Below are 10,926 nucleotides of genomic sequence, written 5' to 3'. Positions count from 1 at the left end.
CCATCGTTAATGGCATCGATATTAAAGCCGCCGAGATGCGTATCTTTGGTGACGATATCGCCAAACATTTCGCCATTACCCCATTGGGATTCAAAGCCTTGGCCGTAACAGAAGCGTACTATTTGTCCTTCAATGCCAGTGATTTCCCCTAGGTTGTAACCTAAGGTGGCACCGTCGAAGTTAAAGTTGACTAAATGGCCTGAGGGCGTGCCGCCGCGCAGTTCGTTTTCGCGGTAGTGGCTTGGTGGGCCGTAGGTGGATGGGCGACGACCAATAGAGAGGTAAAACTCAGAGCCATTGATATTTTTCCAGTCGAAATAGGCGCGTTCTACCCGTAGCCAGTCACCGCTGGTGTTGCCGCTGCTGGTGCCATCCATAGTGAATGACCGCCAAGAATCAAATACTTGTACGCCGGTTGAGTCGCCCCAGTTTTTATACATGCTCAAACGACCAGCAAAGCTGACGTTATCCCATACTTTGGCTTTTAGATTTAATCGCAGGCGAGTGGTGTAAAAAATATCGTTATCTATGTCCTGTACACTTTTGGGCGCGAGTACATAGGGCATCACGCCCTGCAACATGCCATTTTGGAAGGCGGCTGCAAGGTCTGGGTTGGCTTGCAGCATTTTTCCGAGTGGCGAGTTAGGATCGTTTGGCATACCAAAAACGCCCGACATCGCTTTGGCACCAAAGTCATTGAAATTGACATTAATCGCAGGGTTCCAAACCACATCTCGGTAATGCAGCGAGTGGGCTTTGGTTCTAAAGTCACCCGTAATTTCAAGGCGATCTAATGACGTGTGTCGCTCGGTGTTATCGACACGACTATTGAGTTCATCGAGTTGTTCAGTGATATCGGTAAGCTGTTGTTTAAGCTCAGCCATTTTTTGGGTGTCTGCTGGAGTCGCTGCTTGAGTATCATTGGCTGCGGCAAAGGCTTGGCCTGACATAAACAGCGCATTGGCAACAAGTATTGAAATGAGTGTACGCATAGGGTTCTCCCTGAGTATTCCGTTGGCACCGATTCAAGACCCTGTGCCAAATTTACCCAACAGGAGTCCCTGAGGTGTGCTCCCCATGTTGCTCTTATTGGGCTTTGATTTTTATATCAATGGGTTAACTTACAGTTGCAGGCCTGTGGTTATCCCTTTGCTTTAGGCTTGGCAGTGATTAACCGCAGGTTTGCGGCTGCTCAGAGTCGGCGGCATGGTCATACAGAAATTGCTGTATATCTTTGAGATCTTGCTCGGTGAGGCCGTTGAATGCTTCGGGTTTGAGTTTGTGTTTATCTTTGTCGAAGAAACGATCCCATTGGCTCATGGTTTTGCTCATTGGGGTAAGCTCTCCACCTTCGCCGGCTTGGCTGTGGCAGGCTTTACATTGTTTTTTATAAAGGTGTTTACCTTTTTTAGGATTGCCACCTTCAGCAGCATAGGCTTGGGTCGCTAAGCAACCCATCAGCGCGGCGGCAATTGCGATCTTAGTTGAAGTTTTCATCATCTCATCCTTTCTTGGGTACCATCTAAATGATTTTGTTGGCGGAATGTGGTGATTGATTCCGCCTTGTGAATAAATTTACCAAAGGTTGTGAAATGTTTATTTGAAGCGCGTCACTTTCATTAAAAAAAACTAATTGATAAAAATATCATTGATAAAAATCTAATGGTTTAGGTTTTGAAATTGGCTTGTTTAAATTAGTTCTAATTTAAACAATGGCTTAGAGTTTTATTTATGATGGTTTGTTATAGGGTTTGCTGGGGCATGAAAAGGAAAACGCTAAAAATGGAGGGTGATCAAGTTAACGTTTTGTGAATTTTGGGTGGTGGAGCCGTGTCTTGACGCGCTTCCCGCGATGAATAGTCATGTTGGTAGAGGTGTTGATAGCCATGTTGATAGGGATGTATCGGGTAAATATTGGGTTCTAACACTCAAGTGTGAGCGAGCAATCAGTGGTGTTGCTGCGCAGGCTGCGCGCTATTGAAAGCGCGCAGCGTTGACGCCAGAGAGGCATCAGAGTGGGGCTCATCTGTCGTGTGACGAGTCGTAGCTTAAGGTTGTTGGCGAGTGGGAGCCAATACAATCTCACGGACACAGACATTTTGCGGTTGTTGCCAGGCAAAAAGTGCCGCGGCGGCAACGTTTTCGGGGGCGATCACCCCACCCATGTGCTTTTTCCATTCATGGTAGTTTGCTTTGATATCGTCGCGAGTGGTATGGCTGAGGAGCTCAGTTTCGACTGCGCCGGGGGCGATAGTGATTAGGCGCACGTCATCCATGGCCACTTCTTCACGGATGTTTTCAGTTAAGGCATGCACGGCAAATTTAGTGGCGCAGTACGCCGCATGGTTTGGGAAGGTTTTGCGTCCGGCCACCGAACTAATGTTGATAATCGTGCCGGTTTTACGCGCCCTCATGCCAGCCAAGACCGCGTGAATACCATTGAGTACGCCCATCACATTGATATTGAGCATGCGGCTCCACTCGCTAGGGTCTTGAGTATCAATTTGCCCAAGTAGCATGACGCCCGCGTTGTTGATCAGGCAACCCACAGGGCCAAATTTGGCTTCTGCTTGGCTAATTGCGGCGTTAATCGCTGCGGCATCGGTGACATCAACGCCCACCACCATGCTATTTGGTAAGGCAAGTGCTTGCATTGGCTCAACTCGGCGTGCCAGCAGCAAGAGTGGGTGGCCTGCAGCGCTAAAGCTTTTGGCAATAGCTGCGCCAATGCCGGAGGAGGCGCCAGTAATAACGACTAAGGGGTGCGTTGGATTCATCTTCATTCCTATTGTTGGATACTGGTAGCGGAGTGCTATTGATGGCGCCAGTCAAGACGCTATCGATTTTGAACTTGGCATTGAGTATAGGCGGGACTTTGGCGGGCGGAAAATACTTATTGCAACTGGATGTCATAGGTTTTTTCTATGTCATTGGCCGTTTTTTTTGGGGAGGTGGGCTCATTCATGATTTTGGTGCAAGGTGGAGCGGCGGTGCTGGCTGTGTGTGAGCGGGCTAGCCCTGCTAGGCTGTAGCAATGCGTCCTATTGATATTCAGTGCTCCGCGCTAGCGGGGTCATGCGATCATGGCAAAGCCGTGTGTGGGATTAGGCGTGTATTTAGTGCTGCGCGCGATAACACTTATTGCTGGCACCATTGGGCATTGTGAGGCGCATCATGTAATTACGGTTGTGTTAATGAGCCAAGAGGGCGAGTCGGGTATGCTGCCCTCTCATGCTAATATGGAGTTAAATGTTATGAGAGCCTTGCTGTTATGTTTGTCCTGTTTATTAACCCCTATCTGGGCCTTTGCCGCCAGTTATGTCGCTGGAGATGCGATTAAGCCAATTACGTTACTCGACCAGCATGATAAAGCCATCAATGTTACCGACGATACTCAGGTCCTGCTCTTTAGTCGCAGCATGAAAGGCGGTGATATCATCAAAGAAAGCCTGCAATCTTTAACTGGCAAGCAGTCCTTGGAACAGGTGGTGTATGTGGCTGATATCAGTGGTATGCCATCGCTGATTGCCAAATTTGTTGCCATCCCGCAAATGCAGGATCTGCCCTTTGCCATTGGCCTTGACCGTGAAGGTGAAGTTAGCCGAGCCTTGCCCGATACTAAAGATATGGCGACCATGATACTGCTCGATAAACGTAACATCGTCGAGATTGCCTATTTTGAATCGACCGATGCGTTGAGTCAGGCGCTTACAAAACAAGCTCATATCCAATAGCAACCAAGCGTGTTTAAGCAAGCCGTGCCTTTTTGCTGACTCATCCTAAGTGGATAAACTGGCGCCCACCAGTTTATCCATCTGTTATCCATCGCCTTTTTTCCTATCCTTAGCGCAGCGGTTAATGCCGCCATTGACACCCCCCGTTAGCGCCATTTTCTCGCTCCATTTTTTCGTGCCACTTTCTGGTGTCATTTACTTGCGCCTGAAGCTCACGGCAGCGATCACTACGCCCTAGCCGATTCGTTACCCTAATGATTTTGGGTAATACCTTGTTTTATTTGCACATTTTTTGCACTGGGTTGGGTTGTGTACTTGTGGAATAAAAATTGAGTAAATCAGCATAAAAATTCGTTGCGTAAATTTTAAAAATGTCGTCTACTGCGCACGTTTTTTAACAACGAATCGTCTTTTTTATCCACTCGACCCCAAGGAGAGCTTTACGTCAATGAACCAATTTCAATCTATTGATGTTGCTGATTATTATGATATGGATACCTTTAAGCGAATTGAAGCATTCGCCAAAGATAAAGCAACCCCATTCGTCGTGATCGATACCAGTATTATTGCGAAACAATACGATGACATGGTGAATAGTTTTCCTTATGCCCAGGTTTATTATGCAGTTAAGGCGAATCCTGCGGCAGAGATTTTGACGTTGTTAAAAGATAAGGGCTCAAATTTTGATATCGCCTCAATTTATGAGCTCGATATGGTCACGAATGTTGGGGTGAGCGCCGATCGCGTCAGCTATGGCAATACCATCAAAAAACGCCAGGATGTGCGCGCCTTTTATCAGCGAGGTGTGCGTATGTACGCCACTGATTCTGAAGCGGATCTGCGCATGCTTGCCGAGGAAGCGCCGGGCTCGCGGATTTATGTGCGTATCCTGACCGAAGGCACGGATACCGCCGATTGGCCGCTATCACGCAAGTTTGGTTGCCAGAATGAAATGGCCTATGAGCTGCTAGTCCTCGCACAGCAATTAGGCTTAGAGCCTTACGGCATCTCTTTTCATGTTGGCTCGCAGCAGCGGGATATTGGTGCGTGGGATTCGGCGCTTGGTAAAGTGAAAGGTATCTTCGATCGCCTGCGTGAAGAGCACAATATTCGCTTGAAGATGATCAATATGGGCGGCGGTTTCCCCGCAAACTATATTGATAAAACCAATCAGTTAGGGGTTTACGCGGAGCAAATTACCCACTTTTTGAAGGAGGATTTCGGTGACGATTTACCGCAAATCATCCTTGAACCGGGACGGTCATTAATCTCTAACGCCGGGATTTTAGTGTCGGAAGTCGTGTTGATCAGCAAAAAATCCTACACCGCGTTAGAGCGTTGGGTGTTTACCGATGTGGGGAAATTCTCGGGTTTGATTGAAACCATGGATGAAGCCATCAAATTCCCTATTTATACCGAGAAACAAGGCGAATTGGATAAATGCGTGATCGCCGGCCCGACCTGTGATAGCGCCGACATTATGTATGAACACTATAGCTATGGTTTACCTCAAGATCTTGCCATTGGCGATCGGCTGTATTGGTTAACCGCTGGGGCCTATACCACCACCTACTCGGCGGTGTGTTTTAATGGTTTTCCGCCCCTTAAGGATTACTACCTGTGATCCCCTGAGTGCTAGACAAGGGTGTTACAGCCCTTGTCTGCTTGCCTCTCTGCTCCTTTTATGCCCCTTTTATGCGCTGTTTATCCGCTTGGTTGACGGCGCATTGTCCAGCGTGCAGCCCATCGATTATCCTGATTTTTAAAGCAAAATGATAAAGTTAACTTGTTTCGCTATGACATTCTGGCAGATGGCGGGGTTGTGGTGCACACTTTGTCAGCGTTGCGGGCTTGGGGGAGAGCACGGCGGGCAGCGTGGGCACTTACGGTTTGTCGTTGTTATGTCGGCCGTTTTGGTTAGGCGCAGTGTGTTGATGAGTCTCGCGGTGATTTCATTACGAACAACCCCCCAAAGTTTGCCGAGTGTTATGTGATCAAGCTAACCTTATCCGCTTCAATACTGCGTTAAAGTCGATAATATGAGTATGTAATCATCAAAAGTGAAAGGGGTTTTCATAATGGCTGAGGTATTTCATTTAGGTTTAACGAAAGCGATGCTCGATGGTGCAACCTTGGCGATTGTGCCGGGGGATCCTGAGCGGGTAAAACGCATTGCCGAGTTAATGGACAATGCCACGTTTCTTGCCAGTCACCGGGAGTATACCAGCTATTTAGCCTATGCCGACGGTAAGCCCGTGGTCGTGTGTTCCACTGGTATTGGCGGCCCATCGACCTCCATTGCAGTGGAAGAATTGGCGCAATTAGGGGTCACCACTTTTCTGCGTGTGGGCACAACTGGCGCCATTCAGCCGCATGTGAATGTGGGTGACGTGATAGTGACCCAAGCCTCGGTCCGTTTGGATGGTGCGAGTTTACATTTTGCGCCGATGGAGTTCCCCGCCGTGGCGAATTTCGATTGTACCACCGCGATGGTTGCAGCATGTCGGGATGCGGGGCTTGAGCCGCATATTGGGATCACGGCATCTTCAGATACTTTTTATCCAGGCCAAGAGCGCTACGATACTGTGACTGGCCGCGTTACCCGCCGATTTGCCGGCTCAATGAAAGAATGGCAAGACATGGGCGTACTCAACTATGAAATGGAGTCCGCAACGCTGTTTACTATGTGTGCCACTCAAGGCTGGCGCGCCGCTTGCGTGGCAGGGGTGATAGTGAACCGTACCCAGCAAGAGATCCCCGATGAGGCGACGATGAAGCAAACTGAGGTCAGTGCGGTGTCTATCGTGGTGACTGCGGCTAAAAAACTTTTGGCTTAAAGGTTACGCGACGGTGTAATAAAAAAGGTGCCAAAGGCACCTTTTTTTGATCCTGTTGATCTTTGCTCAAGCTTAGAAATGATACTGGGCAATCACAGAGTAAGTGTCTTGGTCGACGCCTTTTACACCATACTTGTTGGTCCACAAATCGTATTCGATACCGACCAACAGCTTGTTGGCTTTGTGCTCGCCAAACAGGCTTTTACCTAAATCGTATTTTAGCTGAGGATTGAAGTGGAAGTTTTCTTCATAACCATTGTCATCGGCGGCAAAGACCCAATCGATAAAGCCATCGAGCACGATATTGGCTGATCCAACGGGAATATCGATACGAAAGGCGGGGCTAACTTGCCAGCCATCGCTGTTGTTACCGGTGCTTAAACCGTTACGGCGATAGGTGTTGAGGTTGAAATAGGTAAAGTAAGGTACGGCTAAATCCACCCCCAATCCGTATAACAGGCTGTGGACAGGGCCTTCGCCTTCTTCATAGGTTAAGGCGAGTGACAGATCGGTCACTGGGCCAAAGGCGATTTTTTCGCCCAGGATTTTACTGGCACTAAAGCGTGGCGAAATTTCACCGTAGGTGGTGCTATCCATGCCTTGGTGGCTGCCCTTGAAATAGGTGAAATCTTGGAAGGCAAACCAATCACCGTATTTCCAAGCGCCTGCGGTTTCGAGGGTTAAGGTAACTTGTTTGTCCGATGGGGCCAGATCGTAGTTTTCACCATAAAGTGCGGTGGCACTTACATCCCACCACTGCACTAAATCGCCAGCAAATGCTGATGGTGAAAGCATTAATGCTAAACATAGAGAGGTTTTTTTCATTATTATTTCCTGATTATAAGGGCAAAGCTAAATCGTGTTGTACTCAATCCACGCTCTGACTGGAGCATCGTTTGCAGGAAAGGAGCGCAGACGATGAGTTGCGGTGTCAAAGGGCTCGCTAAAGTCGGGGCAATATATGCAAAAATGCCGGGTTATTCAAAAGTTTTATTGAATGTTGTTGGAAAAATCACATAATTTGTTTTGGTGGCTCACAAGTATAATTTGTTGATTTTAAATTTATTTTGGTTTGATTTGCCTCTCAATTAGGCTGGTTGGGTTATCAATTAAAATTGATTGTACTGGATTTTAGAACAGCGCTTTAGAACCGCACTTTAGTGCCATGAGTGATGAGGCCGCGTTTGAGCGGATGATGGCGTTTGACCCAATAAGTGCCATTTTGACATATTATGTCTATTATCAATAATGCTGCTATAGTGCGCTAATGGCACTGTTATTTCAGGAGGGGGTATGGCGTTTTCAAATCCGATTGTAGTGTGGTCGCTGGTGGGGCTTAGTTTAATGTTAGCCGAGTTGCTGGTGCCCGGCGGTATTGTTATCTTGCTTGGCGCGGCCTGCTTACTGGTCGCCGGCGCCTTAGGGCTTGGGCTCGTTGAGGGCGTAGTGCAGAGCCTGACGCTGTGGTTCATCGCGGCCATCGTGCTGCTACTGACTTTTCGGCAAGTCACGCAAGCCGTCGTCGGTGGCGATTCTCATGTGGATAACACCGATGAAGAACTTGAGATTTATAATCAAATTGCGCATGTAAAACAAACGATTGGCCCGGGGCAAACCCCAGGGCGGGTCGAGTTTCAAGGGAGTGAGTGGCCTGCGCTTGGTGATGGCAGCGTTATCGCCGTGGGCAGTCAAGTACGCATTATTTGCCGTGAAAATATTGCGCTGGTAGTCGAGCCTGTTTTGCAGGATATATCGTAACAACTAAAGGATGAGTCTATGTTCATATTTACCTTAGTTATTCTGTTTATTATCTTTATTCTCTATAAATTGATGCTGATCGTGCCGATGCGTGAGGTGCATGTGATTGAGCGCTTAGGCAAGTTTCGCACTGTGTTATCACCTGGTTTTCATTTTCTGATCCCCTTCTTCGATCGGGTGGCCTATCGGCACGATACCCGTGAGCAAGTGCTCGATGTCCCGCCTCAGAGCTGTATTTCCAAGGATAATACTCAGCTAGAGGTGGATGGATTGGTTTACCTCAAAGTGATGGATGGTAAGTTGGCCAGTTACGGTATCGAAAATTATCGCAAGGCGGCGGTGAACCTCGCGCAAACGACGATGCGCTCTGAAATTGGTAAGCTGACGTTAAGCGAGACGTTTTCTGAGCGAGATAGTTTGAATGAATCGATAGTGCGTGAAATTGATAAAGCCTCCGAGCCTTGGGGGATCAAAGTGCTGCGTTATGAAATCCGCAACATAACCCCTTCACGGCATGTGATCCACACCCTTGAAAAGCAAATGGAAGCCGAGCGACGTAAGCGCGCCGAAATCACCCTCGCCAATGCCGAAAAGGCGGCGATGATCAATATGTCTGAAGGCGAACGGCAGGAGGCCATTAATCTTTCAGAAGGGCAAAAACAAAAGCGGATTAATGAGGCTATCGGCACAGGGCAAGAGATCGCCATCATTGCTAAAGCCAAGGCGGAGGGAATGGCCATGATTTCTCAAGCGTTGTCGGTAAATGGCGGCAATGACGCCATGAATATGCTGTTAAAAGAGCAGTTTATTGCGCAAGTGGGTAAAATCCTTCACGACGCGCAGGTCTCCGTTGTCCCCGCGGAAATGGCCAAACTTGAAGGTTTTTTTGAAGGCATGGAGCAAGTCACTCACGCGGTGAGCGGTCAACAGCCTAACACGAAAGGAGCGCGCTAATGAATATTCCACTGGATACCGATGTGGCCGTGATGGCGATTTGGGGGCTGATTTTTGCGCTGTTTGTGATCAAGCTGTTCCAATCAATTCGCTTAGTGCCCACCAAATCCGCCTATATTGTTGAGCGGTTAGGTAAGTACCACTGCACCCTCGATGCTGGCTTTCATGCCTTAATTCCTTTTGTGGATAAAGTGGCCTATATCCATGACTTAAAAGAAGAAACAATCGACGTTCCTCCGCAGGAATGTTTTTCCAGTGATGAAGTGAATGTGGAGGTCGATGGGGTGATTTATATCTCTGTGACCGATCCGGTTAAGGCGAGCTATGGCATCACTGACTATCGTTATGCGGCAATCCAATTGGCACAGACCACGACCCGCTCGGTAATTGGCACGTTAGATTTAGATCGCACCTTTGAGGAGCGCGATGTGATTTCGGCCAAGGTGGTTGAAGTGCTTGATCAAGCCGGGGCTATGTGGGGGATCCGCGTGCACCGCTATGAGATTAAAAATATCACTCCGCCAGAAACCGTTAAAAATGCCATGGAAATGCAAGTCAACGCTGAGCGTGAGCGCCGGGCATTATTGGCAAAGAGTGAGGGCGATAAGCAAAGTAAAATTAACCGCTCAGAAGGGATCAAGGCAGAAACCGTTAACCGCTCAGAGGGGGAAATGCAGCGCCGTATCAACGAGGCCGAGGGAAAAGCCGAGGAAATTTTAACCTTATCCCGCGCGACAGCCGAATCGATTGAGCGCTTAGCGTCGGTGATTGCCGCCCCAGGCGGTCATAACGCTTTGAGAATGCAGCTGGGTGAACAGTATCTGAAGCAGCTCAATGGGCTAAGTCATAACACCAGCCGAGTGGTATTGCCCGGTAATATGGTTGATTTTGATTACTGGATGAACAGCATTGGTTTAAAAGAAAAATCCAACAAAGAGTAGCGAGTCGACATCACCGCGTTAGTTGAATGTCGAGCAGAGACTCATCGTTGAGCGCTGAGCGTTGAGCTTTGAGCGTTGAACATTGAGCATTGTGCTTTGCGCTTTGCGCCCTCAGCTTTGCTGTTGCGATTGCAGCATATATTGCTGCCGACATATTCAGTTGGGGGCTCTAATGGCTCTCCTCTTGGCTTTAGAGGGGCATCCATGCTATTCAAAGGCGTCACCCAATGGGGGCCACTCTACATTTTGGGGGAGAGTTCTTTCTTTTCATGGAGGATAAGTAAAAACAAGGCGGCCACTGGCCGCCTTGAAGGAGAATACCCTGCTAGCGCCGTTAAGGCTTAGGCACGGGTAAAATTTGACAACCGTTGATCCCGGCATTTTGCAATACGTGGCGTTTGCGCTCGGCATCACGCTTGCTTTCATAGGGGCCGACACTGACCTTAAACCAAGTCCCGGTGGTGCCCTCTATTTGTCTTACCTGCGCTTCTAAACCTTGAAAGGCAATAACGGCCTTCATTTGATTAGCCTGAGATTCCTGACGAAAGGACGCGCACTGCAGTTGATATTGTTGTGGCACGCGCGGCGCGGTGACCGTTGGAATATCCACTTCAACATTTTTGTTTTCTAACTCATTCAGATAGGTCCATTCTTCCTGAGGTTTGGGCGGTAAGGCATTGGGATCCTTTTTCGCCACGGGGG

General features: G+C 48.4%; 11 protein-coding genes. 6 read left to right on the top strand and 5 right to left on the bottom strand.

Annotated elements, in window-relative coordinates; translation table 11 throughout:
* The 3 genes from ACRCZA_RS02625 to ACRCZA_RS02615 form a co-directional block, all read right to left on the bottom strand.
* Positions 1-992, bottom strand: a 992-nt coding sequence (locus ACRCZA_RS02625; protein ID WP_438672934.1) for a DUF3373 family protein, incomplete at its 3' end; no start/stop codon positions are given.
* A 178-nt stretch (positions 993-1,170) separates the two neighbouring features.
* The gene (locus ACRCZA_RS02620; protein WP_438672933.1) at positions 1,171-1,500 is read right to left on the bottom strand and encodes a c-type cytochrome; all 330 of its coding nucleotides are present in this window, start codon (positions 1,498-1,500) and stop codon (positions 1,171-1,173) included.
* A 548-nt stretch (positions 1,501-2,048) separates the two neighbouring features.
* Positions 2,049-2,777: an SDR family oxidoreductase gene (locus ACRCZA_RS02615; protein WP_438672932.1), complete on the bottom strand. Its 729-nt coding sequence runs from the start codon at positions 2,775-2,777 to the stop codon at positions 2,049-2,051.
* Positions 2,778-3,254: 477 nt separating this feature from the next.
* On the opposite strand from ACRCZA_RS02615, the gene ACRCZA_RS02610 reads away from it, so the two are divergent.
* The 3 genes from ACRCZA_RS02610 (at position 3,255) to udp (ending at position 6,571) form a co-directional block, all read left to right on the top strand.
* Positions 3,255-3,734 carry a hypothetical protein gene (locus ACRCZA_RS02610; protein WP_438672935.1) on the top strand — a complete coding sequence of 160 codons (480 nt, stop codon included), beginning with the start codon at positions 3,255-3,257 and terminating at the stop codon, positions 3,732-3,734.
* 448 nt (positions 3,735-4,182) lie between these two features.
* Positions 4,183-5,358, top strand: coding sequence for a type III PLP-dependent enzyme (locus ACRCZA_RS02605; RefSeq protein WP_438672931.1), 1,176 nt, complete (start codon positions 4,183-4,185; stop codon positions 5,356-5,358).
* Between the two features lie 454 nt (positions 5,359-5,812).
* The gene (gene udp / locus ACRCZA_RS02600; RefSeq protein ID WP_438672930.1) at positions 5,813-6,571 is read left to right on the top strand and encodes a uridine phosphorylase; all 759 of its coding nucleotides are present in this window, start codon (positions 5,813-5,815) and stop codon (positions 6,569-6,571) included.
* Between the two features lie 72 nt (positions 6,572-6,643).
* On the opposite strand, the gene ACRCZA_RS02595 is transcribed toward udp, so the two are convergent.
* On the bottom strand, positions 6,644-7,396 hold the full coding sequence (locus tag ACRCZA_RS02595) for an outer membrane protein OmpK (protein WP_438672929.1): 753 nt from the start codon (positions 7,394-7,396) through the stop codon (positions 6,644-6,646).
* Positions 7,397-7,864: 468 nt separating this feature from the next.
* Here ACRCZA_RS02595 and ACRCZA_RS02590 point away from each other — a divergent pair, with 468 nt between their 5' ends.
* Genes ACRCZA_RS02590 through ACRCZA_RS02580 form a run of 3 tightly spaced genes read left to right on the top strand, consistent with a single transcriptional unit; the run spans position 7,865 to position 10,224 of the window.
* Complete coding sequence (locus tag ACRCZA_RS02590; RefSeq protein WP_438672928.1) at positions 7,865-8,329, top strand: NfeD family protein; 465 nt, start codon at positions 7,865-7,867, stop codon at positions 8,327-8,329.
* Between the two features lie 18 nt (positions 8,330-8,347).
* Positions 8,348-9,283, top strand: coding sequence for an SPFH domain-containing protein (locus ACRCZA_RS02585; RefSeq protein ID WP_438672927.1), 936 nt, complete (start codon positions 8,348-8,350; stop codon positions 9,281-9,283).
* Positions 9,283-10,224 (top strand): SPFH domain-containing protein, encoded by a 942-nt coding sequence (locus ACRCZA_RS02580; RefSeq protein ID WP_438672926.1) that lies wholly within the window; start codon positions 9,283-9,285, stop codon positions 10,222-10,224. Before ACRCZA_RS02585 ends, ACRCZA_RS02580 begins: the two co-directional genes overlap by 1 nt.
* A gap of 334 nt (positions 10,225-10,558) precedes the next feature.
* On the opposite strand, the gene ACRCZA_RS02575 is transcribed toward ACRCZA_RS02580, so the two are convergent.
* Positions 10,559-10,926, bottom strand: a 368-nt coding sequence (locus ACRCZA_RS02575; RefSeq protein ID WP_438672925.1) for an SPOR domain-containing protein, incomplete at its 5' end; no start/stop codon positions are given.

This window comes from Shewanella sp. (assembly GCF_051658185.1).
In the GTDB taxonomy this organism is placed as follows: Bacteria; Pseudomonadota; Gammaproteobacteria; order Enterobacterales; family Shewanellaceae; genus Shewanella.
Note: the sequence above shows the minus strand (reverse complement) of the source record. Positions and strands in the feature narration are given on the sequence as shown.

What these genes read in the sequence shown, in the direction of transcription:
- ACRCZA_RS02580 (WP_438672926.1), top strand. Translation starts at nt 9,283, where the DNA reads ATGAATATTCCACTGGATACCGATGTGGCCGTGATGGCGATTTGGGGG.
- ACRCZA_RS02590 (WP_438672928.1), top strand. Translation starts at nt 7,865, where the DNA reads ATGGCGTTTTCAAATCCGATTGTAGTGTGGTCGCTGGTGGGGCTTAGT.
- ACRCZA_RS02585 (WP_438672927.1), top strand. Translation starts at nt 8,348, where the DNA reads ATGTTCATATTTACCTTAGTTATTCTGTTTATTATCTTTATTCTCTAT.
- ACRCZA_RS02620 (WP_438672933.1), bottom strand. Translation starts at nt 1,500, where the DNA reads ATGATGAAAACTTCAACTAAGATCGCAATTGCCGCCGCGCTGATGGGT.
- ACRCZA_RS02615 (WP_438672932.1), bottom strand. Translation starts at nt 2,777, where the DNA reads ATGAATCCAACGCACCCCTTAGTCGTTATTACTGGCGCCTCCTCCGGC.
- ACRCZA_RS02605 (WP_438672931.1), top strand. Translation starts at nt 4,183, where the DNA reads ATGAACCAATTTCAATCTATTGATGTTGCTGATTATTATGATATGGAT.
- udp (WP_438672930.1), top strand. Translation starts at nt 5,813, where the DNA reads ATGGCTGAGGTATTTCATTTAGGTTTAACGAAAGCGATGCTCGATGGT.
- ACRCZA_RS02610 (WP_438672935.1), top strand. Translation starts at nt 3,255, where the DNA reads ATGAGAGCCTTGCTGTTATGTTTGTCCTGTTTATTAACCCCTATCTGG.
- ACRCZA_RS02595 (WP_438672929.1), bottom strand. Translation starts at nt 7,396, where the DNA reads ATGAAAAAAACCTCTCTATGTTTAGCATTAATGCTTTCACCATCAGCA.